This is a genomic window from Paramagnetospirillum magnetotacticum MS-1 (genome assembly GCF_000829825.1).
GTDB classification, from domain to species: domain Bacteria; phylum Pseudomonadota; class Alphaproteobacteria; order Rhodospirillales; family Magnetospirillaceae; genus Phaeospirillum; species Phaeospirillum magnetotacticum.
Window position 1 is genome coordinate 523268 of record NZ_JXSL01000027.1, and the last position, 25215, is coordinate 548482.

General features: G+C 63.6%; 23 protein-coding genes. 9 read left to right on the forward strand and 14 right to left on the reverse strand.

Translation table 11 applies throughout. The features are described from left to right. Window position 1 precedes the first annotated feature (1 nt). Window positions 2–493 (forward strand): CinA family protein, encoded by a 492-nt coding sequence (locus CCC_RS11155; protein WP_009867274.1) that lies wholly within the window; start codon window positions 2–4, stop codon window positions 491–493. Here CCC_RS11155 and CCC_RS11160 read toward each other — a convergent pair. Next, window positions 435–764, reverse strand: coding sequence for a hypothetical protein (locus tag CCC_RS11160; protein WP_009867275.1), 330 nt, complete (start codon window positions 762–764; stop codon window positions 435–437). The genes CCC_RS11155 and CCC_RS11160 overlap by 59 nt on opposite strands. 87 nt (window positions 765–851) lie before the next feature. On the opposite strand from CCC_RS11160, the gene CCC_RS11165 reads away from it, so the two are divergent. Beyond that, a complete protein-coding gene (locus CCC_RS11165) occupies window positions 852–2525 on the forward strand; it encodes a thiamine pyrophosphate-binding protein (protein WP_041041480.1) in 1674 nt (557 codons plus the stop codon). A gap of 165 nt (window positions 2526–2690) precedes the next feature. After that, window positions 2691–3296, forward strand: a complete 606-nt coding sequence (locus CCC_RS21200) for a Crp/Fnr family transcriptional regulator (RefSeq protein WP_009868435.1) — start codon at window positions 2691–2693, stop codon at window positions 3294–3296. A gap of 11 nt (window positions 3297–3307) precedes the next feature. Here CCC_RS21200 and CCC_RS11175 read toward each other — a convergent pair whose 3' ends face one another. From CCC_RS11175 to CCC_RS11200, 6 genes are all read right to left on the reverse strand, one after another. After that, window positions 3308–3568 (reverse strand): hypothetical protein, encoded by a 261-nt coding sequence (locus tag CCC_RS11175; protein WP_009868434.1) that lies wholly within the window; start codon window positions 3566–3568, stop codon window positions 3308–3310. Beyond that, window positions 3565–3951, reverse strand: coding sequence for a cyclophilin-like fold protein (locus CCC_RS11180; protein WP_009868433.1), 387 nt, complete (start codon window positions 3949–3951; stop codon window positions 3565–3567). Before CCC_RS11180 ends, CCC_RS11175 begins: the two co-directional genes overlap by 4 nt. Before the next feature lie 120 nt (window positions 3952–4071). Further along, window positions 4072–4509, reverse strand: coding sequence for a response regulator (locus tag CCC_RS11185; RefSeq protein ID WP_041041303.1), 438 nt, complete (start codon window positions 4507–4509; stop codon window positions 4072–4074). After that, the gene (locus tag CCC_RS21205) at window positions 4506–6263 is read right to left on the reverse strand and encodes a sensor histidine kinase (RefSeq protein ID WP_152619760.1); all 1758 of its coding nucleotides are present in this window, start codon (window positions 6261–6263) and stop codon (window positions 4506–4508) included. The genes CCC_RS11185 and CCC_RS21205 overlap by 4 nt, the downstream gene beginning before the upstream one ends. A 145-nt stretch (window positions 6264–6408) precedes the next feature. Then, complete coding sequence (locus CCC_RS11195; RefSeq protein WP_009868430.1) at window positions 6409–7602, reverse strand: acetate/propionate family kinase; 1194 nt, start codon at window positions 7600–7602, stop codon at window positions 6409–6411. 52 nt (window positions 7603–7654) lie between these two features. Further along, window positions 7655–9064 (reverse strand): bifunctional enoyl-CoA hydratase/phosphate acetyltransferase, encoded by a 1410-nt coding sequence (locus CCC_RS11200; protein ID WP_009868429.1) that lies wholly within the window; start codon window positions 9062–9064, stop codon window positions 7655–7657. Between the two features lie 218 nt (window positions 9065–9282). Here CCC_RS11200 and CCC_RS11205 point away from each other — a divergent pair, with 218 nt between their 5' ends. The 3 genes from CCC_RS11205 to CCC_RS11215 all read left to right on the forward strand — a co-directional run bounded on the left by CCC_RS11205 (window position 9283) and on the right by CCC_RS11215 (window position 13733). After that, complete coding sequence (locus CCC_RS11205) at window positions 9283–11994, forward strand: bifunctional acetate--CoA ligase family protein/GNAT family N-acetyltransferase (RefSeq protein ID WP_009868428.1); 2712 nt, start codon at window positions 9283–9285, stop codon at window positions 11992–11994. 268 nt (window positions 11995–12262) lie between these two features. Further along, complete coding sequence (locus CCC_RS11210) at window positions 12263–13060, forward strand: motility protein A (RefSeq protein ID WP_009868427.1); 798 nt, start codon at window positions 12263–12265, stop codon at window positions 13058–13060. Window positions 13061–13076: 16 nt separating this feature from the next. Then, window positions 13077–13733 (forward strand): OmpA/MotB family protein, encoded by a 657-nt coding sequence (locus tag CCC_RS11215; RefSeq protein WP_009868426.1) that lies wholly within the window; start codon window positions 13077–13079, stop codon window positions 13731–13733. Between the two features lies 1 nt (window position 13734). On the opposite strand, the gene CCC_RS11220 is transcribed toward CCC_RS11215, so the two are convergent. After that, entirely contained in the window at window positions 13735–13938 is a 204-nt protein-coding gene (locus tag CCC_RS11220; protein WP_009868425.1) for a DUF6898 family protein, read from the reverse strand. 11 nt (window positions 13939–13949) lie between these two features. Further along, window positions 13950–15008, reverse strand: coding sequence for an enoyl-CoA hydratase/isomerase family protein (locus tag CCC_RS11225; protein WP_009868424.1), 1059 nt, complete (start codon window positions 15006–15008; stop codon window positions 13950–13952). A 164-nt stretch (window positions 15009–15172) separates the two neighbouring features. On the opposite strand from CCC_RS11225, the gene CCC_RS11230 reads away from it, so the two are divergent. The 3 genes from CCC_RS11230 to CCC_RS11240 all read left to right on the forward strand — a co-directional run bounded on the left by CCC_RS11230 (window position 15173) and on the right by CCC_RS11240 (window position 18308). Next, on the forward strand, window positions 15173–16465 hold the full coding sequence (locus CCC_RS11230) for an O-acetylhomoserine aminocarboxypropyltransferase/cysteine synthase family protein (RefSeq protein ID WP_041041305.1): 1293 nt from the start codon (window positions 15173–15175) through the stop codon (window positions 16463–16465). A gap of 97 nt (window positions 16466–16562) precedes the next feature. After that, entirely contained in the window at window positions 16563–17615 is a 1053-nt protein-coding gene (gene hemB, locus CCC_RS11235) for a porphobilinogen synthase (protein ID WP_009867614.1), read from the forward strand. 180 nt (window positions 17616–17795) lie between these two features. After that, window positions 17796–18308 carry a pentapeptide repeat-containing protein gene (locus CCC_RS11240; protein ID WP_052473109.1) on the forward strand — a complete coding sequence of 171 codons (513 nt, stop codon included), beginning with the start codon at window positions 17796–17798 and terminating at the stop codon, window positions 18306–18308. 5 nt (window positions 18309–18313) lie between these two features. Here the strand turns inward: CCC_RS11240 and CCC_RS11245 are convergent, their stop codons facing one another. The 5 genes from CCC_RS11245 to CCC_RS11265 are packed head-to-tail and all read right to left on the reverse strand — an operon-like array spanning window position 18314 to window position 25214. Then, window positions 18314–19123 carry an FkbM family methyltransferase gene (locus tag CCC_RS11245; protein WP_009867612.1) on the reverse strand — a complete coding sequence of 270 codons (810 nt, stop codon included), beginning with the start codon at window positions 19121–19123 and terminating at the stop codon, window positions 18314–18316. Then, entirely contained in the window at window positions 19120–20799 is a 1680-nt protein-coding gene (locus tag CCC_RS11250) for a glycoside hydrolase family 17 protein (RefSeq protein ID WP_009867611.1), read from the reverse strand. Before CCC_RS11250 ends, CCC_RS11245 begins: the two co-directional genes overlap by 4 nt. 50 nt (window positions 20800–20849) lie before the next feature. After that, entirely contained in the window at window positions 20850–21326 is a 477-nt protein-coding gene (locus CCC_RS11255) for an LEA type 2 family protein (RefSeq protein ID WP_041041307.1), read from the reverse strand. Then, entirely contained in the window at window positions 21326–24790 is a 3465-nt protein-coding gene (gene dnaE, locus CCC_RS11260; RefSeq protein ID WP_041041309.1) for a DNA polymerase III subunit alpha, read from the reverse strand. Before dnaE ends, CCC_RS11255 begins: the two co-directional genes overlap by 1 nt. Window positions 24791–24833: 43 nt before the next feature. Continuing rightward, entirely contained in the window at window positions 24834–25214 is a 381-nt protein-coding gene (locus CCC_RS11265; RefSeq protein ID WP_009866879.1) for an MAPEG family protein, read from the reverse strand. Window position 25215: the final 1 nt, after the last annotated feature.

Sequence of the window (25215 nt, forward strand, 5' to 3'; positions counted from 1 at the left end):
CATGCTGCCCGCCGCTTTGAAAGAGACGGCCGCCTTGGTTCTCCGCGAGGCCGGACAGCGCGGCGAGCGCATCGCCACCGCCGAATCATGCACAGGCGGACTTGTGGCTGCGGCGCTGACCGCCATTGCCGGATCATCCTCGGTGGTGGAGCGCGGCTTCGTCACCTATTCCAACGAAGCCAAGACGGAAATGCTGGGCGTTCCCGCGCCGTTGATCGCCACCCATGGCGCGGTCAGCCGGGAAGTGGCCGTGGCCATGGCCGAGGGTGCCCTGGCCCATTCCCGCGCCGATGCGGCCGTATCCATTACCGGCATCGCCGGACCGGATGGAGGCTCGGAGGATAAACCGGTGGGCCTCGTCCATTTCGCCCTGGCACGGCGAGGATGTCCCACACGCCACGCCCGGCACGTCTTTACCGGAGACCGCGATGCGGTCAGGCTTCAGGCGGCGCTTGCCGCCCTGGACCTGCTTTTGCCGCCACCAGGGATCTGAGAATGGCCAGCGGCACGGTCGCCGCGTCCGAGATGATGCTCAGCCCCTGGCCCCTCAGGGAGGCATAGGGAAAGACACCGCTGGCGCCATAGCCCAGATGCAGCCGGATGCCGGGCAATGCCGCCTCGGCCAGGGAATGGCAATCGGATACCGATGAGGTGAAGGGGGCGAGAACCACGCCGAAGGCCGCGGCCAGATCGCGGTCGAGTTCGGGATCAGAGCCTGCCGCCCGTTCAAGACGCCGTTCCAACGCGGACCAGTCGGTTGCCATAAGCCCTCCATGTCGTCCATGGACGAGACGACAGGCCTCAGCCTATCCTGTGCTCCAGCCTTGTTCCAGATGTACTCGGAGAATTTCATGTCCCAGTCCCGCACCGGAGGCGAAATCCTGGCCGACGCCCTGATCGCCCAGGGCGCCGATACGGTGACCTGCGTGCCGGGCGAGAGCTTTCTGCCCTTCCTGGATGCCGCCTGGGATCGCCGCGACCGCCTCAAGATCCTGGCGTTTCGCCACGAAGGCGGAGCCGCCTATGCCGCCGAGGCCCATGGCAAGCTGACCGGGCGGCCCGGCGTGTGCATCGTGGGACGCGGACCCGGCGCCACCCATGCCTCGGTGGGCGTCCACACCGCCTTCCAGGATTCCACCCCCATGGTGCTGCTGATCGGCCAGGTGGACCGCCCCATCCGGGGACGCGAAGCCTTTCAGGAGGTGGAACTGGCCCAGATGTTCCTCCCCCTGGCCAAACGGGTCGAGGAAATCACCTCGCCCGACCGCCTGCCCGAGGCGGTGGCCCGCGCCTTCGCCGCCGCCATGGGCGGGCGCCCCGGTCCAGCGGTGCTGATCCTGCCCGAGGATATGCTGGCCGAGCGCGCCCAAGTCGCCGATGTGGAACGCCTCGTCCCGGCGCTGCCCCATCCCGGCCCCTGCCGCCTGGAGAAGATGGTGGACCTGCTGGGCCAGGCCCAACGCCCTCTGATGCTGGTGGGCGGAGGCGGCTGGAATGCCGAAAGCGCGGGCCTGATCACCACCTTCGCGGAAGGTTGGAACCTGCCTGTGGCCGCGTGCTTCCGCCGCCAGGACATCATCGACAACGAATCCCCCTCCTATGGCGGCGAACTGGGCTATTCCATGGCGCCCAGCCTGGGGGCGCGGGTCAAGCAAGCCGACCTGATCCTGGCGGTGGGAACCCGGCTGGGCGATATCGACACGGCCGGGTACAGCCTGATCGAGGCGCCCAATCCCAAACAGACGCTGATCCATATCTTCCCGGAAGCCGAGGAATTGGGCCGGGTCTACCGCCCCCACCTTGCCATCGTCTCGGCCATGCTGCCCTTTGCGCGCCGCGCCGCGCAATTATCCCCGCCAACCCGAATTCCCTGGACGGATTGGGCACGGTCAGTGCGCGACGATCACCTTGCCAATCGTATTCCCAATCCCTGCCCCGGCGCCCTGGACATGGGACAGGTGATGGCCGAGATCGAGAAACGCCTGCCCGATGACGCCATCATCTGCACCGGAGCGGGCAATTACACCGGCTGGCCCCAGCGTTTCCACCGGTTCCGCCGTTATCCCGGCCAACTGGCGCCCGCCAACGGCTCCATGGGCTATGGCCTGCCCGCCGCCCTGGCGGCCAAGTCCCTTCATCCCGACCGGATCGTACTGGCCTTCGCGGGCGACGGCTGCTTCCTGATGACCGGCCAGGAACTGGCCACCGCCAAGCTGCACGGCCTCGCCCCCGTGATCCTCATCGTCGATAACGGCATGTACGGCACCATCCGCATGCATCAGGAGGCCAGCCATCCCGGACGAACCCTGGCCACCGATCTCGCCAATCCCGATTTCGCGGCTCTGGCCGCGTCCTACGGCGCCTGGACGGCGCGGGTGGAGCGCACCGAGGACTTCGCCCCCGCCTTCGATCAGGCTCTGGCCGCAGGACGTCTTGCCGTGCTGCATCTGGTGATGGACCCGGAAGCCATCACCACCCGCACCACCCTCTCGGCCATTCGGGATAAGGCCCGCGCCAAGGCATAGGCCGTAAGCTCCGACCGATGTCACAATTTATCGAACCTTAGCGATTGCAGCATTGTGGAGTTTCGAGCAGAGTCGAGGCGCCTCCACCTTCCCTCATGCCCCCCCAGGATCATGAACGAAATCAGCGCCCCCCTCGCTCCTTCCCCCAGCCCAGGCGAACCCAAGATGGAAAAGCTCGCCGTCGCGGCCGGAGCGACCTTGTTCCGCCAGGGGGACGCGGGCGATGCCGCCTATATCCTGGAAAAGGGCAAGATCATGATCTTCCAGCAGGTGGAGGGTCAGCGGGTGGAACTGGACACCATCCGGCCGGGCGAGATTTTCGGCGAAATGGCGGTGATCGACAGCACGGAGCGCATGGCCACCGCCGTCGCCGCCACGGATTGCAGCGTAACCCGCGTCCCCCAGGCCATCTTCAACCGCAAGCTTGAAGCCACCGACAAATTCGTCCGTGCCCTGGTCAACATGTTCATCAAGAACATCCGCACCTCGCACCGAATCTTCGTTCGCCGCCCGCGCAGTTTCCGCGACAATATCAAGCTGATCCGCTTCTTCGCCTTCAATATCCAGCGCTATGCCAGGCTGATGGACGACCGCCCCCTGGGCGACGAGATGCTGGCGGCACTGGAGAAGGTGGAAAAGGCCGTCGCCGATTTGGCTGAAATCGGTAGCCGCGCCAAGGACAAGCGCCACGATCACATCATGGAGGAAGGCGATGCCCATAATGTGGGCCTCAAATCCGTGATGGGCACCGAGGGTCACCGGAAGCTTTAGACTTCCGCCCTCTAGCGCGGGGGCAGTTCCTCGACCGTCACCGATGATGACGACCGGGTGGCCGGAGCCCTGGCGGGCGGCGGGGGCTCTTCCTCGGTCCGCGATTGCGGCTGCGCCGATTGCTGCGAGGCGGTCTGTGACGACTGATCACCGCGATTACGCTTCTCGATCTCCTTGACGCCGTGGGCCGCCAGTTCCGCGACGGCGCAGCCCGAAAGCCCCGCCGACAGCAAAACGGCAACCGCCACCCGCAGCAAACCGGACATGGTCATCCCTCGGACTCTCCGGCCGCTTCGATGCGGACCAGCGCGCCCGCCTCGACCCCGCTGAGAAAGGCCAGGGAATCACCCGTGCGTCCGAAGATATTGGCGGGAACCGCCAGGCGGATCTCGTCCCCCTCGGAACAAGGGGTGGGGCCATAGGCGATGACCACGGCCTCTCCCTCATGGCGAAAAGCCAATTCCCCGGCTTCCACCACTTCACGGGCCGTATCCTCGCGATCGGCATGGATGGGAGCCTGGAAATAGACCTCGCCCTGCCAAGTGGCTGCACGGGCCTCGAACGGCACCGCCGCAAGAACGGCATCGGCCGTGGCCGTATCGTAGAGGTCGATATTCAGGACATGGTGTCCGATGGAAATCTTCAGCTTACGCATGCCTTACCGGTCCCGACTGGTTCGGTGTCATGGGGTGACTGTGCCATACCTCAAGGGATTTGACCAGAAGCACAATATCCACACCATATCTGGTGCCGAATAGGCCGAAAGTTAGGTTCTTCAATCCTCGTTGGCTGGCCAACGCCTCATGGTCTTCCAGTAAATCTCGATTTCTTGGATCAAAGCGAAGAACTTATCGACATCGATGGGCTTGACGGCATAGCCGGCGGCACCGGCCAGATAAGACGCCTCGACATCGCGCTCGACACTGGACGTGGTCAGCACAATCACCGGAATGGCCCGCAGATCGGGATCACTCTTGATGGCGTGCAGGACCTCACGCCCATCCATGCGCGGCATATTGAGATCAAGCAGCACGAAATCAGGACGGGGCGCAGCCTCGTAAGGCGTCTTCCGGCTCAGGAAATCCATGGCCTCCCTGCCGTCGGCCACATGATGAAATGCAAAGGGAATCTGGGTTTCCCTCAGCGCCGTCCTCACAAGCGCGGCATCCGCAGGCTCATCCTCCGCCAACAAGATAACAAGTGGCGAAGTCATGGCGCGGAAGCCCCCGGTATTTTGGGTAAAGTGAACAGGAAGGTCGATCCCTGTCCGGGCGCCGACCGGGCGTGGATGCTGCCACCCGCATATTCGACGATCTTGCGGGCCAAGGCGAGGCCGACCCCCGTCCCGGCATGACGGCCGCGCGGATGCAACCGCTCGAATACGCGGAAGATGCGCTCCAGGTAGTCCGCCTCGATGCCGATTCCGTTATCCCCGACGGAAAATTCCCACATCGTTTCACGATCAGCGCATTCGACCGTGATCCGGGGCGGCCGGTCCGGGCTGCGAAATTCGATGGCGTTGCTCAAGAGGACCATAAACAGATCGACCAGCCTCTCGCGGCAGACTTTGACCGCAGGCAGGGAGCCGGTATCGAGTTGCGCCCCGGCTTGCTCGGCCCGGTCGCTCAGCGCCCGCCAGGCCGCCTGCAAGGCTTCGGCTGCGGAAACGGGTTCGGAGGGCGGCGGCAAGCGATCGACCACCAGATAGAGATAGGCATCATGAAGCAGATCGCGCAACCGGACGGCGCTGACCTGAACAAAGCCGATCACCTCCTCGATCTCGGGAGACAGGGGCTTGGGCAGAAGATGTGCCAGGGTCTGGACATAGGTCACCTGAATGCGCACCGGTTCTTGCAGGTGATGGGCCAGGATTTCCGTAAAACGGCGCAGATCGGCATTGATCGCTGAATGTCTGGCCCCAAGCTCCGTCAGGTCGGCGCCAAGCCTGCGTATTTCCTTGGGACCGCTCCAGTCGAAGCGAACCCCCTTCTCGCCCGCGATGATCCGGTTGAGTCCGGTAAGGGCGTTCAGACGGATGGCTTCGGCCCGAATGGCCGCCCATCGCGCCGCCACGATAAGGGCAAGAACCAGGACACCGGCCACGATGCCCGAGCGTAACCACAGGGCTGCCAGCCATGCATCCAGTTCGCTTTCGTCGAGACGCGTGCCGATCCAAAGCCGGTCCGTCGGATCCGGGCCCACCACCAGCGGCACCCAGGCGATCCGCTCGCCGCCATCTCCGCCAACCACCACTGGCTTTGGCTCGGCACTCTTTTTCAGGTTGGGAAACCGGTCGAACACCGTTACCGCATCCTTTCCGCCGTGAAGCGGACGGCCACTGCCATCCACCCATACCGAGCGGGCCGCGGCCGACAGGGTTCCGGTCAGATCGTAATCGATGGTCAGCATGCCGACGGAAGTGCCGTCAGGCTTGCGAATCGGCTGGAACAGGCGCAACGCGCCGCCAGCAAGAACGCTGGCTCCGCCCTGACCCGACGACATGGACGACGCGAACCGCGCCCCGAGACCGTGGCGCGACTCGGAAGACAAGGCCGCGACGGCAAGTCCGCCCCCCTCCCTCGGCTCGAACCGCAGGCGCTCGTGCCCCTGACGATCGAGTACGGTAATGACGTTGAGATCGGCCGAGTCCCGGAACCAACGGCTCAGCACGCCGCGCAGGCGCTCTGCCGCCTGGCCTTGGTCGAGGGTGGGGCCAGTGGCGCCCTCCGCCATGGACAGGACCTCGAGCGGCGCCGGAAGCAACGCGATATTGCGCGTCCGTTCGCTGCGCCGTTCGATGGCCTGCATCAGCAGGCTTTGCTGGGCGCGGGCCTGCGACAATCCTTCCTGCCGCGCCACGGTGTCGAAGGCATCGACCACACCGGGCAGCAGCAGAACACCCAGAATCAATGCAGGGAACACCCCAAGCGCCAACAGAAGCAGCGGAATCAGTCTACGTAAGGTCAAACCGCCCCCCGACCCGAACCATTGCCGACATCATACTTAGGTTTTAGGATGCATCCGCACCCACCTAAAGACCAGTCAGAAATCGGGTCGCTTTCCGCATGCCTGGGCATTGAAAACCGCCGCCCCTCCCAGAAGGCGGCGACCCCTAATCGCGCAGGCTCTTCAACACCTCGCGGGTATGCTTGGCGATCATCATTTCCTCGTCGGTGGGAATCACCCAGACGGAAACGGGGCTTTCCACTGCGCTGATCAGCAGGGAGTCGCGCTGATTGGCCTCCTGATCCATTTCGACCCCCAACCATTCGGCATGGGCGCAGACCCTTTCGCGGATCTGATGCGAGCGTTCGCCGATGCCTGCGGTAAAGACCAGGGCGTCCACGCCGCCCATGGCGGCGGCCAGGGACCCCAATTCCCGCGAGATGCGGTAGACGAACAGTTCGACCGCCTCGGCCGCGTGGGGCTCGGAACTTTCCAGCAGAATGCGCATGTCATTGCTGACGCCTGACACGCCCAACAGGCCGGACTGCTTGTAAAGCAGATCCTCGATCTCCTTGGGAGTCATGCCCTTCTGCTGCAGCAGATACAGCACCACGCCCGCATCCAAGGTGCCGGTGCGGGTTCCCATGGGCAGGCCGTCCAGGGCGGTAAAGCCCATGGTGCTGGCCACACTCTTACCGCCTTCGATGGCGCACATGGACGCGCCGGACCCCAGATGGCAGACCACCACCTTGCCTCGCGCCGCCGCCGGAGAAAGCTGATGCAACTGGCGGGCGATATATTCGTAGGACAATCCGTGGAAGCCGTAGCGCTTGACGCCTTCGCCGGTGATCTTGCGCGGCAGGGCGAAGCTTTGCGCCGTCCAGGGATTGGAGCGGTGGAAGGCTGTGTCGAAACACGCCACCTGGGTGAGATTGGGATGGACCTTGGTCAGCGCCCGGATGGGGGCCAGGTTGTGGGGCTGATGCAGCGGCGCCAGGGGAACCAGCTTGTCCAGTTCGTCCATCAGTTCGTCGGTGACCAGCAGCGGCTGCGAATACTGCGAGCCGCCATGCACCACACGATGCCCGGCCGCCTTGAGTTCGGCATCGCCCAACTGCGCCTCGATCCAGTCGATCATGTATTTGAACAGAGCCTCGTGGCTCATATTCGGCTGATCGGGCCAGCGCTGCTCGTTCAACACGCCGCCATGGGGGGCCTTGGCGATGAAGTGAGGAGCCACATTGATCCCCTCCACCTGCCCCTTGCACGACAGAAGCGGCTTCTCGTCGCCACTGGAGATGTAGAGCGAGAACTTGATGCTGGACGAACCGGCATTGATGACCAGGATGCCTTCACGCATAGGTCCGAAACTCCGTTGATTGTCTGGCCCGCCATGACCGGCGGGCCATTCGTTACTGCGCCGCGACCGTGCCTTTGGCGCGGCGGGCATGGGCGAACAGGACGGCGACGGCGCAAGACGCCAGACGGGCCTTGGCGCTGTCGGCGCGGCTGGTCAGCACGATGGGCACCCGGGCGCCCAGCACGATGCCGGCGGCATCGGCGTCGGCCAGATAGGACAACTGCTTGGCCAGCATGTTGCCAGCCTCCAGATCGGGAACCAGCAGAATATCGGCACGCCCAGCCACCGGCGAATTGATCTTCTTGATCTTGGCGGCTTCCTCGCTGATGGCGTTGTCAAAGGCCAGCGGACCGTCCAGCAGGGCGCCGGTAATCTGGCCGCGATCGGCCATCTTGCAGAGCGCGGCGGCCTCGATGGTGGAGTTGATCTTGGGATAGACGGTCTCCACCGCCGACAGAATGGCCACCTTGGGCAGTTCGACGCCCAGCACATGGGCCAGTTCGATGGCGTTCTGCAAGATGTCGGCCTTGTCCTCCAGGGTCGGATAGATGTTGATGGCCGCATCGGTGATCAAGAGGGTGCGCGGATAGGTCGGTACGTCCATGACGAAGACATGGCTGATGCGCCGCGCCGTACGCAGGCCCTTATCCCTGGACGCCACCTCGTGCATCATCTCGTCGGTGTGCAACGAGCCCTTCATCAGGGCCTCGGCCTCACCCGAACGGCACATGGCCACCGCCTTCTCGGCGGATTCGTGGGAATGCTGGGTGTCGATGATACGCAACCCCGTGATGTCCAGGTTGAACTCCTTGGCCACCGAACGGATCTTGGCTTCCGGCCCGATGAGGATCGGGTCGATGAGTCCCAACTTGGCCGCCTCCACCGGGCCTTCCAGCGACACCTGGTCACAAGGATGGCACACCGCCACCGAGATGGGCGCCAGGGTGTGGCAGCGGGCGATGATGTCTTCGAACACATGATGGCGGCGGCGCAGCGAGACTTCGTTCAGCTCCAACCGGGGCAGAACCAGCTTCTCGCTGGGCGCCGCGACACGGGCCCGGCCCGAGAACACCGTCTCGCCCCGCTGGTTGACGCCCTTGCAATCCATCAAGATATCGGAAGGAGCGCTCTTTTCCGTCACCGTCACGGTGACGGTCAGGGTATCACCCACCTCGACGGCCGCCGAGAATTCCAGGTCCTGGTTGCGATAGACGGTGCCCGGCCCCGGCAATTCATTGCCCAAGAGAGCCGAGAGCAACGAGCCGCCCCACATGGAATGCGCCACCACCTTGCGGTGATGGGCGAATTTCTCGGCGCTTTCCGCGCTGTAATGGGTCGGGTTGAGATCCCCCGTGGCGACCCCGAAAAGCTCCACATCCTTCATGGAACAGGTTCGCGACAGGCTCGCGGTATCACCGATCTTGATCTCGGCGAATGTGCGGTTTTCCATCATCTCGACCATACCCGGCCCCCTTCGATATCAATCGGCAATAACGCTATTGCAGTGCGGAATTGTACATCCGTTCCGCCGCGCCGCACAATGACGCCTTGGTGACTAAGGTCAAGACCGGATGGGTTTTGGGGAGCTGGCAGGTATGTTTCACAACATATTGCGGTGCATTATGAAACAGGACTAATCTGCCGATCGCGCCGGACATTGACCGCCATATTGGGATTCCCATGAGCACCCGCAACCTGAAGTCCCTTTTCCGCCCGCAATCCATCGCCGTGGTGGGAGCCTCCACAAAGCCAAAGAGCGTCGGCTCGGTGGTGATGCGCAACCTCCTGAAGGGCGAATTCGCAGGCCCGGTGATGCCGGTGACCCCCGATCACGCCTCGGTTGGGGGCGTTCTTGCCTATCCCGACGTGGCCTGCCTGCCCATGGCGCCCGATCTGGCGCTGATCTGTACACCTGTGGCGGGCATTCCCGCCACGCTTCGGACGCTGGGAGAGCGCGGCACCAAGGCCGCCTGCGTCATGACCGGCGGGCTGCATCTGACCCAGGGCGAAGACGGCACCACCATGCTGGAACAGGCTCTGGCGGTGGCGCGGCAGTTCGACATGCGGCTGCTGGGGCCCAATTCCATGGGCATCCTGGTCCCCGGCATCGGTCTTAACGCCAGTTCGTCCCACGAGAACGTCCTGCCCGGCAAGCTGGCCTTCGTCTCCCAATCCGGGGCGCTGTGTACGGCGGTGCTTGATTGGGCGCGGGCCCGGGAAATCGGCTTTTCCCACTTCATCCATCTGGGCGACACCGAGGGCGTGGATTTCGGCGACGTACTCGACTATCTGGGCAGCGACCCCAGCACGCGCGCCATCCTGCTTTACATGGAATCCATCCATGAGCGGCGCAATTTCATGTCCGCCGCCCGCGCCGCCGCCCGCAACAAGCCCGTTCTCGCCATCAAATCCGGGCGTTCCAAGGAAGGCGCCCGCGCGGCGGCCTCCCATACGGGCGCCCTGGCCGGTTCCGATCTGGTGTTCGACGCGGCCATGCGCCGGGCGGGCATGCTGCGGGTGAAGGATATCGAAGAGATTTTCGGCGCGGTGGAAACCCTGGCCCGCTCCAAGCCCATGAAGGGCAAGCGGTTGGCGATCTTGACCAATGGTGGCGGCTTTGGGGTCATCGCTTCCGACGATCTGGCCGAAATGGGCGGTGAACTGGCCCAGTTGCCCGACGATGTCATCGACAAGCTGAAGGCGATTTTGCCCCCCGGCTGGACCCAGGGAAATCCGGTCGACATCTCGGGCGACGCCGATGGCGACCGCTACGTCAAGGCGTTGAATATACTCTCGGAATCCAGGGCGGTGGACGCGGTTCTGGTCATGCACTCCCCCTCGGCGGTCTCGGACCCCACCGATGTGGCGGCGGCCATCATCAAGACCGCCAAGGACCGCCCGCGCGCCAATGTCATGACCTGCTGGGTGGGCAACGAGGCGGTGGCGCGGGGCCGCCACCTGTTCAGCGGCGCGGGCATTCCCACTTACGACACACCGCGCGCCGCCATCCAGGCCTTCATGCATCTGCTGGAATACCGCAAGAACCAGGACCTGCTGATGGAAGTCCCGGCCTCGGCGCCGACCGACTTCGTGCCCGATACCAAGCGGGCCCGCTTCCTGATCGACGAGGCCCTGGCCAAGGGCGGCGGCACCTTGAACGAGCCCGAGGCCAAGGCGGTTCTGGAATCCTACGGCATCCCCACCGTCGAGACCCATGTGGCGCGCAGCCCCGCCTTGGCGGGCAAGATCGCCATGGCCATGAAGGTGCCGGTGGCGTTGAAGATTCTATCGCCCGACATCTTGCACAAGTCGGATGTGGGCGGCGTCATGCTGAACCTGGAAGGCGCCTTCGAGGTCGAGAAGGCCGCCCATGCCATGCTGGAGCGCGTCAAGGAGGTCTATCCCCAGGCCCGCATCGACGGATTCACCGTGCAAACCATGGCGCGGCGCCCCGGCGCCCAGGAACTGATCTGCGGCGTCGCAACCGATCCGGTCTTCGGCCCCGTCATCATGTTCGGCCAGGGCGGTATCGCCGTGGAAGTCATCGCCGACAGGGCCATGGCCTTGCCGCCGCTGAACATGAATCTGGCCGCCGAGGTGATCTCGCGTACCCGCGTGTCGCGCCTGCTTGAAGGCTATCGTGGCCGCCCCCCGGCCAATAAGGAAGCCATCCAGCTTGCCCTGGTGCAGTTGTCCCAACTGGTGGTCGATTTCCCCGAGATCGTCGAACTCGACATCAATCCGCTCTTCGCCGATGCCCAAGGCGTGCTGGCCCTGGACGCCCGCATGGTGGTGGCCCCCGCCAAGCCGGGCACCGAGCGCCTCGCCATCCGTCCTTACCCCAAGGAACTGGAGGAATGGTTCACCATGACCGACGGGCGCAAGACCCTGCTGCGCCCGCTGCGGCCCGAGGATGAGCCCAACCACCACATCCTGGTCTCCAAACTGACGCCCGAGGATATCCGCTTCCGCTTCTTCGGCCTGGTGCACGAACTGCCCCATTCGGAAATGGCGCGCCTGACCCAGATCGACTACGACCGCGAAATGGCCTTCATCGGTGAGATCGAGACGCCCGAGGGCAACAAGGAAACGCTCGGCGTGGTGCGCACCGTCACCGACCCCGACAATGAGGCCGCCGAATTCGCCATCGTGGTGCGCTCGGACCTCAAAGGATCTGGCCTGGGCAAGCGCCTGCTGGTCAAGATGATCGAATACTGCCGTTCGCGTGGTACCCGCACCATCGTGGGCCAGGTCCTCAAGGACAACCCGCGCATGCTGGCCTTCGTGCAGCATCTGGGCTTCCTGCCCACCCGGACCATCGACGGCGACATCGTCGAGGTGGAACTGGAACTGCAAAAGGAACACGAACTGGGCCCCGACCCCACGGCTTAGGCAAGACGGCGGGAGAATTCCCATCCCTGTCCGCCGCGGCAAGACGAAGACCCCGCCACCCCGCCCCTAACCTGTTGCTCAATATGGCGACTTGCCGCAAGATGAGGCGAATCTCGGGGTCTGGCCCCATCGGAAGATTTTGGGGCGGGTAAGCAGGCCGGGTCTCGGGGTGTCTTGGTGGAGCGCTTGTTCACCAAACATAAAGCACTCGTCCGTCACTCTTTCCGCCAGATGAGTGCGCTCGCGGGCAATTGGGGATTTCGCCGTCATGTCGCTGCCTACAGTCATCGGCTTCACGCTCAGCCTGCTGCTGATCATCGGCTCGATTCTCGAACTGACGACCAACTTCAAGATCTTCCTGCACCTCTCGGGCCTGCTGATGGTGATCGGCGGCACGCTGGCCGCCGCCAATGTGGGCTTCGAGGCCCGCTACGTGAAGCAGGCGCTGGGCAATATCAAGGCCATCTTCTTCTCGCCCAAGATGGCGCGCGGCATGCTGACCAACGAGGTGGCCCGCGTCATCCGCTGGGGCTATCTGCTGCAAAAGAGCGGTATTCAGGCTCTGGAAAGCGATGTGAAGAGCCTGAAGGGCCAGGACGCCTTCCTGGCCTATGGCGTCGGTCTGGTGGTCTCGGGCTATACGGGCGAGGAAGTGCGCCACATGCTGGACAATCAGGTTGAAACCGCGTTCCAGCGCCACACTGTCTCGGTGGAAATTCTCAAATACATGGCCAGCAACGCCCCGGCCTTCGGCATGATGGCCACCCTGGTGGGTCTGGTGGTCATGCTCGACAATATGGGCGACGACCCGTCCAAACTGGGCGCTGGCATGGCGGTGGGTCTGCTGGGCACGCTGTACGGCGTGCTCTTCGCCCGCCTGATCCTGATGCCGGCGGCAGAAAAGGCCCATCAGCGCGAATCCATCATCCGGTTCCGCAACATGCTGGTGGCCGAAGGACTGGTCATGCTGGCCGAGCGGCGCAGCCCCCGCTTCATTCAGGACGCCATGAACTCCTATCTCGACCCCGCCATCCACTTCGACATCGACAAGGCGCCGAAGAAGTAGCCGGGAGGCATCGGTCATGAGCAAGTTCCACAAGGAAAACAAGGAAGCGGCCGAGGACTGGCTGCTGTCCTATGCCGACATGATCACCCTGCTGATGGCCTTCTTCATCGTCCTGGTCTCCATGTCCAAGATCGACAAGAACAAGTACGAGCAGGTGCAGCAGGGCATGGCCAAGGATATCGGCCTGCGCGAGACCAAGACCCCGCTGCAGGACCTGCGTTCCGAAATGCTGGGCCAGGTGACCGGAGCTGGCGTCGAGGATACCGTGGATGTGGGCCGCGACGACAAGGGCATCGTCCTCAATCTGGCCAGCGGCACCATGTTCAAGCCGGGCTCGGCCGAGGTCCGCCCGGAAATCCTGCCCTTGATGAAGGAAATCAGCGCCACGCTGAAGCAGGAGCGCTTCCTCAACTACCAGATCGACATCCAGGGCCATACCGACGACACGCCGGTCCGCACCCCGCAATTTCCCAGCAACTGGGACCTGTCGGCGGCCCGCGCCCTATCGACGCTGAAAGTCATGAACGAGTTGGGCATTCCCACCAACCGTATGAAGCTGGCCGCCCTGGCCGATACCGCGCCGCGCGTTCCCAACCGTAGCGATACTGGCAAGGCCTATCCCGAGAACCAGGCCATCAATCGCCGGGTCGAGATCCATATTTATCCGCGCTAGTTCACGCTTCGCCCTGACGCCGCTTGTTCAGCACGTATTCCAGGCGCTTTAGGCCCAACAGCTTCAGATGCGCCTGGCTGGCCGTCCGGGGGCCGACGATGGAAATTTCCGTCAAGGTGGGGACGTGAAAGACCGTCACCTTGACCGCATTGCCCAGGCGGATGAACTCGAACAGCACTTCCGCCGCATTGATATCCGGCTTCATCCCCAACACTCTCACGGTAACGGCAACTCGTCGTCGCCCAGCATCTGGAAATACGCCGCCACCGACAATTCGTCCACTTCGGCCAGGCTGGAAGGGCTCCAGACCGGCCGCCTGTCCTTATCTACGACCAGAGCCCGGATTCCCTCAAGAAAATCGTGACCCGCCAGGAAGTGCCAGGCGAGACGGAATTCCCGCGAGATGGCTTCGTCGAATTCCATCCCCTTGCCTTCGCGCAATTGCCGATGCGTGACCGCCAGACTGAGGGGCGCCCGGCCCGATAGATCCCAGATGGTATCCCAGGCCCATTGGCCGCCGTCCCTGCGCAGGCCCTCCACCACATCCTCCAGGCGCCCCATCGCGAAGCAGCACTCGAGCGTATCGAGATGCCGGAGAAGCGGCCCGTCACCCGGCGGCTGATGAAAACGGCTTAAGGTGGCCGCGACTGCATCGGTTGGATCGGAAGATAACGCTGCCGCATCCAAGGCATTGTGCAGTTCATCCAGCCGTTCCACCGGTACGAAATGGGTGGCGATGCCTGCCCACAGGCAATCCGCAGGCCCCAATTGACGCCCCGTCAGACCGAGATACAGCCCCACCGAACCGGGACAGCGGTTGAGAAAATGGGTGGCGCCCACATCGGGAAAGAAACCGATTCCCGTCTCGGGCATGGCGAAGCGGGTCCGTTCTGTGGCGATCCGGTAGCGCCCGTTGACCGACAATCCCGCCCCTCCTCCCATGCAGATACCGTCGAGCAGACTGACATAAGGTTTGGGGTAGTGATGGATGCGCCGGTTCAGACGGTATTCGGTGCGAAACACGTCGAGATTGAACGCGTGATCGCCCCGCCGGGCGGCGTCCCACACCATGCGGATATCGCCACCCGCGCAAAAAGCACGATCCCCCTCGCCCTCGATCAGAATGACGGCGATGTCGGGATCGATCTCCCACTGACTGAGGCAATCCGTGATTTGATGGTACTGCGTGGCAGACAGGGCATTGAGGACCTTGGGACGATTGAGAACGATCCGGCCCAGCCTGCCGCTCCGGTCGATCCGTGTTTCCTCGCCCATCCCCGCCCCCATTACTCTACATTTCTGGTAGATTTATAATTGACAGAACAGTTTTTATGCGTGAAATTTTTTCCATTGCCATGAAGGCGTTCGTTGCCGACCCTTGCGCAGCCGAACACCACGCCACCTTCCGCCCCGGCGGCCAACACAGGAATCCGACGCCCATGACCGTCACCAGCGCCAATCCCGAGACGATCGTTCTCCATGCCGGCTATCGCGCCGATCCGGCCACCGGTGCCGTCGCGGTTCCCATCTACCAGACCACCTCGTACCAGTTCCGCGACACCGAACATGCCGCCAATCTGTTCGCCCTGAAGGAACTGGGCAACATCTACACCCGCCTGATGAACCCGACCACCGACGTGCTGGAACAGCGCCTTGCCGCCCTGGAAGGCGGAGTCGCGGCCCTGGCGGTAGCCTCGGGTCAGGCGGCATCCACCTTCGCCATTCTGAACCTTGCCCAGGCCGGTGACAACTTCGTCACCTCCACCGACCTTTATGGTGGCACCTGGAACCTGTTCGCCAACACCTTCAAGCAGCTGGGCATCGAGGCCCGTTTCGTCGATCCCGCCGACCCCGAAGCCTTTGTGCGCGCCACCGACGACAAGACCCGGGCCTGGTATGCCGAGACCCTGCCCAACCCCAAGCTACAGGTCTTCCCCATCGCCGAAGTGGCCAAACTGGCTGAGAAGATTGGCGTGCCGCTGATCGTCGACAACACCGCCTCTCCGGTGATCGCCAAGCCGCTCTCGCTCGGCGCCCATATCGTGGTCTACTCCACCACCAAGTATATCGGCGGCCATGGCACCTCGATCGGCGGCGCCATCGTCGATGGCGGCACCTTCGACTGGGAGAAGCATGCCAAGCGCTTCCCGCTCTTGAACGAGCCCGATCCCAGCTATCACGGCGCCGTCTGGACTCAGGCGGTCAAGCCACTGGGCCCCATCGCCTATATCATCCGCGCCCGCGTCACCTTGCTGCGCGATATCGGCGCGGCCATCAGCCCGTTCAACGCCTTCCAGGCGCTGCAGGGCCTGGAAACGCTGCCCCTGCGCATCCGCGAGCACAGCCGCAACGCGACGGCGGTGGCCGAGTTCTTGGCCGGTCATCACAAGGTGGCCCATGTCATTCACCCCTCCCTCCAGGATGGCGAATACCGCCGCCGCGCCGATGCGGTGCTGAAGGGCGGCTATGGCGGGCTGCTGGGCTTCGAGCTGAAGGGCGGAGCCGATGCCGGGCGCCGCTTCATCGATGCTTTGAAGCTGTTCTATCATGTGGCCAATATCGGTGACGCCCGCTCGCTGGCCATCCACCCGGCCAGCACCACGCACTCCCAGTTGTCGGGCGACGACCAGTTGGCTTCGGGTGTGACTCCGGGCTATGTGCGCCTGTCCATCGGCATCGAACATATCGACGATATCCTGGCCGACCTTCGCCAGGCCCTCGACGCCGCTTAAGGCCGCGTTTCGACGAAAACAGGGGGGGCCGGTTCCGCGAGGGATCGGCCCCTTTCCCGTTCATGGATGATTGTTCACTGGCCGCCGGGCGGGCATTATGCCATTTCCGTTACGCCGCCCCCTGCTGGAGAACCGGACCGTGCCGTCCTTCCTGCCCCACGCCCAATTCCCGCTCACCCGCATGCGCCGCAACCGCCGCGACGAATGGCAGCGCCGCATGGTCGCCGAGACCAGTCTGTCGGTGGCCGATCTGATCTGGCCGCTTTTCGTGGTGGAGGGAAGCGGGGTGCGCCAGCCGGTGGCTTCCATGCCCGGTGTCGAGCGCCTGTCCATCGACCTGCTGGTCGAGGAAGCGCGGCGCGCCGCCGATCTGGGGATTCCCGCCATCGCCGTCTTCCCTTCGGTGGACGCGGCGCTGAAGACCCCCGACGCCGCCGAGGCCGCCAATCCCGACAATCTTGTCTGCCGGGCGGTGCGCGCCGTCAAGAAGGCGGTGCCGGGTCTCGGCATCATCTGCGACGTGGCGCTGGACCCCTATAACAGCGACGGCCATGACGGGCTGGTGATCGACGGCTATGTGCAAAACGACGCCACGGTCGAGGTACTGTGCCGCCAAGCCGTGGTCCAGGCCGAGGCGGGATGCGACATCAACGCGCCTTCGGACATGATGGACGGCCGCATCAAGGCCATCCGCGAGGCTCTGGACAGTGCCAGCTGCGACCATGTGCGTATCCTGTCCTATGCCGCCAAATACGCCTCGGCCTTCTATGGCCCGTTCCGCGACGCGGTGGGGTCCAATACGGCGCTAAAAGGCGGCGACAAGAAGACCTACCAGATGGACCCGGCCAATACGGACGAGGCCCTGCGCGAAGTGGCGCTGGATCTGGCCGAGGGCGCCGACATGGTCATGGTCAAGCCCGGCCTGCCCTATCTGGACATCGTGCGCCGGGTCAAGGAGGCCTTCTCGGTCCCCACCCTGGCCTATCAGGTGTCGGGCGAATACGCCATGATGAAGGCCGCCGCCCTGAACGGCTGGCTGGATTGGGACAAGGTCATGCTGGAAAGCCTGATGGCCTTCCGCCGCGCCGGAGCCGACGCCATCCTCACCTATACCGCCCCCGAGGCCGCCCGCCTGCTGGCCAAGAAATAGGCTTTTCAGGCTTTTTGGGATTGCGTGAAGGGCAGCTTATTTCAGGTATACAACACATTCTTGCTGTAATTAACCAAAGTCAAGACTCTGCACCGGGGTGTCATCGTATTGTTTTTCCGGAAAACCACATATCTGTGTGTTGATGGTTCGGCTTTTCCGACAGACGGAAGGATTGAGACGATGACCAGGATCAGGAGCCTCCTTTGCCACAGCGCCGCCTTCTCACTCCTCACCGTGATGCTGGCTGTACCGGCCTTGGCCAATGACAAGGGCGTGGTCAATCCCGCCTGCAAGGCGGAACCCGAAAATCAGTGCGCTTTTGGCGAACTCCGTAACGCCAATCTGGCGGGAAAGGACCTGCATGACGGCAATTACGACACCGCCCGCCTGGACGGCGCCAATCTGTCGGGGGCCAATCTGAGGGGATCGAGCATGCAGGTTGCCAATTTGAGCAAGGCCAATCTGTCGAAAGCTAATCTGGAGCGCGTCCATCTTCACGCCGCTCAGTTGATGGGGGCCGATCTGACCGGGGCCAACCTGACGGGGGCGATCATGACCAAGACCTTTGCCATGGGTGCTAATTTCAAGGGAGCGACCTTGACCAGAACCTCACTGCAAGGGGCTGATTTCTCGGGGGCAACCTGGACCGACGGACGGATTTGCGCCCAAGGCTCCATCGGTGGCTGCAAGTAGAAGACTCAGAACGGCGGCGGCGCGTCGGGGGAGAGAATCTCGGTGCCGTCGCCGAAGGTCACGCCGCTTTCCCGCGGCAGACAGGCCATGTTGAGCGACGAGATATTGCCGAACACGTTCTCGGCATTACCGCGCGGATTATGAGGCGAATAAAGCGGCACGACGTGCCACCACAGCCGATAGCCCAGGTCCAGAATACGGGCGATCAGCGCCGCCGACTTTTCCTTGCGGTCGTTTTCCACGTAAAGCACCGGCCTGGTGCGGGTGATGGTATGGCGCGCACCATCGATGACCTCGGATTCGGCGCCTTCAACGTCGATCTTGATCAGCTTCAGACTCTGCAACCCATAAGAATCCAGCGTCACCAGCGGGCAGTCCTCGCCCACATCCCCGCCCGTGGAGATGCCGCCGAAATTGCCCGTCCGCGACAGATCGAGCAAGGGCACCTTGATATTGCCCGCCGCGGCTCCCAGAGCAACGCGCTCGGCCCAGACCTGCTGCAAACCGTTCAGCATGAGATTGGTGGTCAGCACCGCATGGATGGGGCGCTGCGCTTCGAAAGCCAGCACCCGCCCCCTGGCCCCCACCAAACCGGCCAGTGGCAGGGTCAGGCCACCGATATTGGCGCCCGCTTCCACCACCGTGTCGCCTGCCCGGAGAATCTGGCGAAACAAGGCGGTCTCGCCCTCGGAATACTCGCCGTAAACGGCCAGGGAGCGCCCGACCCAGACATCGCCCTTGGGGAAAATCATGGTGCCATAGCGGGTCTGCGCCACCCCCAGATAGGGCGGCAGGGCAAGGGGCGCTTCGGTCATGGCCGCGACCGCAGGCGCGCTTCCGCCCAGAAGGGCAGGATCATCACCACAACCATGGCGGCCCAGACCATCATCTCCTGATTTTCCCACAACGCCCGGATCAGCAGGGGAAGGCGATCGGACCACTGGGGGTGGGAGGTAACGAAATCATCGCCCCGCGACAGGGCCCAGGCCTCGGACAAGGGAGCGGCCAGGGCGGACAGCGCCAGCCCGGTGACGAAGCGCCGCGCCATGGCGAAGCCGTCTCCGCCGAACAGGCGGCCCACGGCAAAGGCCTCCTCCCAGGTCCTGCCCTGCACCACCATGCGGCCCAGGGCATAGACGATGATTCCGAAGCAGGGCATCAGGAATTCCACCGGCGGAATATCGCGGTAGCGGCCATGGATCAGCAAGGTTGCGCCCACCACCATGGCGGCAAAACCATAAAGGGGCATGATCTTCTCGGCCCAGGCCCAGTTCACCGGCCCCGGCTCGCGCCGGAACTGCAAGGCAGCACCCCATGCCAGTGTGATGGACAGTACCGTATGCAATCCGATGCGCGCCCAGGCCCAGGCGTCCTCCAGCCCGTCATAGGCCATGGCCAGGGCGTTGACCGCCTGCCAGGTGATGAACAGACCGGCCAATTGCGCCAGTACAAGCACGAACAGCCCGCCTTTGAGATCAAAGCGGTCATACCGCCGCCACATCAGGAAAAGGGCCAGGGCCGAACCGATCAGCACCGAGGCGGCGGCGTGGCGCGGCCAGTCGGGGCTGGGCTCGACGGGGCCGGACATGGCGTATTTGACCCGGCGATTCTCGTCGACCACGCCCCATTTGGCGCCCACCGTGCCTTCGAGGAAGGCCTTCCACGGCTGGTCGAAGGCTTCGACCACGTTGTAATCGAAACCGTTTTCCTTGGAGACCAGGGCCAGGGTGCGCACGAAGCGCGCCGCATTGGCCGTATCGGCCACCGCTGGCCCGCGCGAGCGGCCCCGTGTCGGCCAACCGGCCTCGCCGATCAGGATGGGCTTGCCGAACTGCTCGGCCATGCGCTTGTAGATGGCGACGATATGTTTCGCGGCACCATCGACACCGATGGGCTCGTCCTCCCAATAGGGCAGGATATGGATGGTAAGAAAATCCACTTCCCTGGCCACTTCCGGGTATTTCAGCCAGAAGGCCCAGACATCGGCGTAAGACACAGGCTGTTTCACCGCCGCCTTGACCTTGCGGATGTAGTAGATCAGCTGCTCGGGCGGCAGATCCTGGCGCAGCAACACCTCATTGCCGACGATCACCCGCTTGATGACGTCGGGAAAGGCGTTGGCCGCCTTGATCAGGGCGTCGACCTCGGCCTCGTTGATGGCGATCTTCTGGCCCAGCCAGGCGGAATGGGTGACCTCGATTCCGTATCGGCGGCCCAGTTCCGGCACCACGTCCAGGCCTTCGCGCGCGGTATAGGTGCGCACCCCCTTCGAGACGCCCACCAAACTCTTCATATCCTCGGCAATCTGATCCGCTGTGGGATAGACCTTGGTGATGGGCCCCTGGCCACGCCGGAACGGCGCGAAGGATACAGAGGGGAACGGCTCGTTGAACGACAGTTCCACCGGCACCGGCCGGTTGAACCACCACCAGCCAGCGGCGTTGAGAACGGCCAGGACGAGGACGGCGAGAAGAGCGAGAAGACGGTTCATGGAAAACTCATGCTGTTGGCGGGCGGGACGCCCGCGCTTGCCGGATCGCGTCAGTTCCTCTTGCCCGCGCCCCCCAGGGCCGAAGCAAAGTCGAAATCGCCATTGGTTTCGAAACCGGCGCTGCGACCTGCCATACCCGCCAGGAACAAAGTTCCCGACATGCGGTAGGCCAGCCCCTGGGCCGACGGCGCGCTCAAGACCTGACGCACCAGATCGGTGGTGGAGACATGGGCGGTGCCTTCCAGCTCGGCTTCCCCCAGACGCGGCACGGTCACCGCCTTGTCGCTGCTGCCCTTGGCGAAACCCTTGCCATTGATGTCGATGGAAAAACGCATTCCGTCCACACTCATGGGCACGTTATTGGGATTGCGCACGCGCAGCGTCACCGCCAGCCTCTGCTCCATCAGCGAGACATCCACCGGCACCATGGAAACCAGCACCACCTCGGGCGGTTCGGCGAATTCGGACGGGGTGCAGGCGGAAAGCCCCAAGACCACAAGGACAGCCGTCAACCATCGCATTGACATCAGATTTCCTCCACCTCGACGATGCCGGGAATGCTGCGCAGGGACCCCATGAATTTGGGCGACAGGGTGATATTGGACTTCAGGCCCAGTTCCACCTCGCGATTATCGGCCCGCGCCACGATGGCGACGCGGTTGCGGCCCCTGGCCTCGCCATTGATCAGCTCGGCCAGTTGGCGGATGGCGCTGTCGTCGGAAATGATGATGCGGATACCAGCCGCCGCCTTGGCGGCCTCCTGATCCAGCGAGGCGATGCGCTGGCAGGTCATGCGCAACTGCTCTTCCTCCAGCTTGGCATCCACATCGATGAGCAGCGGCCCGCCCGCATCGAGCAAGTCGCGCGACGCGGCCAGGATTTCCGAGAAGCAGGTCACCTCGAACATGCCGCTGGCATCTGAGAATTGCAGGAAGGCATAGCGTGACCCCTTGGCCGAGACCCGCTCCTGCTTGGACAGAAGCGAACCGGCCAGACGCACCCTGCCCTTGCCGCCCGATTGCAGATGGCGCGGCAGTTCGGCGATCTTGAGCACATTGAGACGCTTCATGCTCTTGGCATAGGCGTCGAGCGGGTGGGCCGAGAGGTAGAATCCCACCGCCTCGAATTCCTGATTGAGCTTCTCGTGGGGCGACCAGTCTGGACCGCTTTCCAGCTTTAAGGTCGGCGCGTTGGAGCCGCCCAGCAGGCTCATCTGGCTGGACTGGCGGTCCTCGGCGGCCTGGGCCGCGTAACGGCACAATGTGTCGGCGTTCTTGAACAGGCGGCCGCGATTCTTGTCGATGGAATCGAAGACGCCCGCCTTGACCATGTTCTCCAACTGGCGGCGGTTGAGCACCTTGGAATCCATGCGCGCCGCGAAGTCGCCCATATCCTTGAAGCGCCCGCCGCGATCGCGTTCCTCCACCAGGGATTTCATGGCCGCCTCGCCCACATTCTTCAAGGCCGCCAGGGCATAGCGCACGGCGGAACCGCCATCGGGAAGCAGTTCCACCGAGAAAGTGGGCTGGGACGAATTGATGTCAGGCGGCAGCAGTTTGATCCCTAAGCGATCCAGTTCCTGGCGGAAGGAATTGAGCTTGTCGGTGTTGCTCATTTCGTAGGTCATGGTCGCCGCCATGAATTCGGCCGGGTAATTGGCCTTCAGCCAGGCGGTCTGATAGGCGATCAGGGCATAGGCGGCGGCATGGCTCTTGTTGAAGCCGTATTCGGCGAACTTGGCCACCTTGTCGAAGATCATGGAAGCTTGGCCGCCATCCACCGCCCGCGCCGTGGCGCCTTCGACGAATTTGGCCCGCTGGCGGTCCATTTCCTCGCGGTCTTTCTTACCCATGGCACGGCGCAACAGATCGGCGCCGCCCAGGCTGTAGCCCGACAGCACCTGGGCGATCTGCATCACCTGCTCCTGATAGACCATGATCCCGAAGGTTTCCTTCAAGATGGGTTCCAGCAGCGGATGCATGTAGTCCGGCTCTTCCTTGCCGTGCTTACAGGCGATGTAGCGTGGAATCTGGTCCATGGGGCCGGGACGGTAAAGCGCCACCACGGCGATCAGGTCTTCCAGGCGGTTGGGGCCCATCTTGCGCAGCACGTCGCGCATGCCCGAACTTTCCAGCTGGAACACGCCCGCCGCATCGCCCCGCGACAGCAGCTCGTAGGATTTGGCGTCGTCCAGGGGGATGGCCGACAGATCAATGTCGATGCCCTTGGACTTCTTCACGTGCTTGACCGCCGTGACCATGACGGTAAGCGTCTTCAATCCCAGGAAGTCGAACTTCACCAGACCGGCGGATTCCACCCATTTCATATTGAACTGGGTCACCGGCATGTCGGAGCGCGGATCTCGATACAGAGGCACCAACTCGTCGAGTGGCCTGTCGCCGATCACCACGCCCGCCGCATGGGTGGAGGCGTGGCGGTAGAGACCTTCCAGCTTCATGGCCAGATCGATCAGGTGGGAGACGGTCTCGTCCCTCTCCTTCTGCTCCTTGAGTAGCGGCTCGTTCTCCAGCGCCTGTTCCAGGGTCATGGGATTGGCGGGATTGTTGGGCACCAATTTGCAGATACGGTCCACCTGGCCATAGGGCATCTGCAGCACACGGCCCACGTCACGCAGCACGGCGCGGGCCTGCAGCTTTCCGAAGGTGATGATCTGCGCCACCTGGGAATAGCCGTATTTGGCCTGGACATAGCGGATGGTCTCTTCGCGCCGGTCCTGACAGAAATCGATATCGAAGTCGGGCATGGAGACGCGTTCGGGATTGAGGAAGCGTTCGAACAGCAGCCCCCAGCGCAGCGGGTCCAGATCGGTGATGGTCAGCGCCCAGGCCACCGCCGACCCCGCGCCCGATCCGCGGCCCGGCCCCACGGGAATCTCATGGGCCTTGGACCACTGGATGAAGTCGGACACGATCAGGAAGTAGCCGGGAAAGCCCATCTGCTCGATGACGCCCAGTTCGAACTCGATGCGCTCGCGGTACGGCTTGGCGGCGTGGTCCTTCTCGTCATCGGTCATGCCGTCCTTGAAGACATGCTTGGCCAGTCGGTCATCCAAGCCCTCAAGGGTCTTCTTGCGCAACACCTCCGCCTCGGTCAGGCCGTCCATGCGGTAGGGCGGCAAGATGGGCTTGCGCTTGGCGACGCCGAAGGCGCAGCGCCGGGCGATCACCAGGGTGTTGTCGCAGGCCTCGGGCAGATCGGCGAACAGGGCGCGCATCTCTTGGGGCGACTTGAAATAATGCTCGGGCGTCAGCCTGCGGCGCTCGTCCTGGGAGATGTAGGCCCCTTCCGCGATGCAGACCAGGGCGTCGTGGGCCTCGTACATGCCCCGGTCGGCGAAGAAAGCTTCATTGGTGGCCACCAGGGGCAGGTCATGCTTGTAGGCCAGGGAGACCAGCATGGGCTCGATGCGGTCCTCGACCTCCAGCTTGTGGCGCATGATTTCCACATAACAGCGCCCTGCGAAGGCCCGCGCAAGGCGGGCCAGCACGATCTCGGCCTTCTCCGCCTGCCCGTCGGCCAGCAGACGTCCCACCGGCCCAGCCGGGCCGCCGGTGAGAATGATCAGACCGTCGGAGCGGGTCTCCAGATCATGCAGCGTCACCTGGGGCGTCTCGCCCGCATCGGTCTCGAGGAAGGCCTTGGACACCAGTTTCAGCAGATTGAGATAGCCCGCCTCGTTCTGGCATAGCAGGACCAGGGTGTCGGGCTCGGGCTTGCGTCCATCCTTGGACGGGCCGCCGTCTTCGCGCCGGATAGCGATCTGGGCGCCGACGATGGGCTGAATCCCCGCATCCGAGCAAGACGTGGAGAATTCCAGCGCGCCGAACAGATTGCCGGTATCGCTGATGCCCACGGCAGGCATGGCCATCTTCTCGCACAGCTTGATCAGCTGTTTGAGCTTGATGGCGCCTTCCGCCAGGGAATAGGCGGTGTGGACCCGAAGATGGACGAAATCGGCATAGGCAGGCATGGCGGCGAGATTACCGCAACTCAGCGTCCTTGTCCCCTATGCCTTAGCCGCCGAGAACTGCATGGGTGGCAGCCCCCAGCAGGACGACAAAGGTCCCGATCACGCCCACCTGGCGAAAACGAAGCACACCGGTTGTCAGCCCCCAGGCATGGGAGAGACGGACCAGAATCAGCACGCTCCCCAGCACATGAATGGACCAGAAGGGCGAACCGTTCATCTCGGCCAAGGCGATCAGCACCAGGGCGAAGGGCACGAATTCGGCGAAGTTGCCGTGCACCCGAATGGCACGCTTCAACCCTTCGTCGCCACCGTCGCCCAGGGATGCCCTGGCGCGGTAGCGGGCCTTGATCACGCGGATGGTCAGGACCACGAACATCACCGCAAGAACGGCGGCGTAATAGGCGACAATCTTGGGAGCATGCATG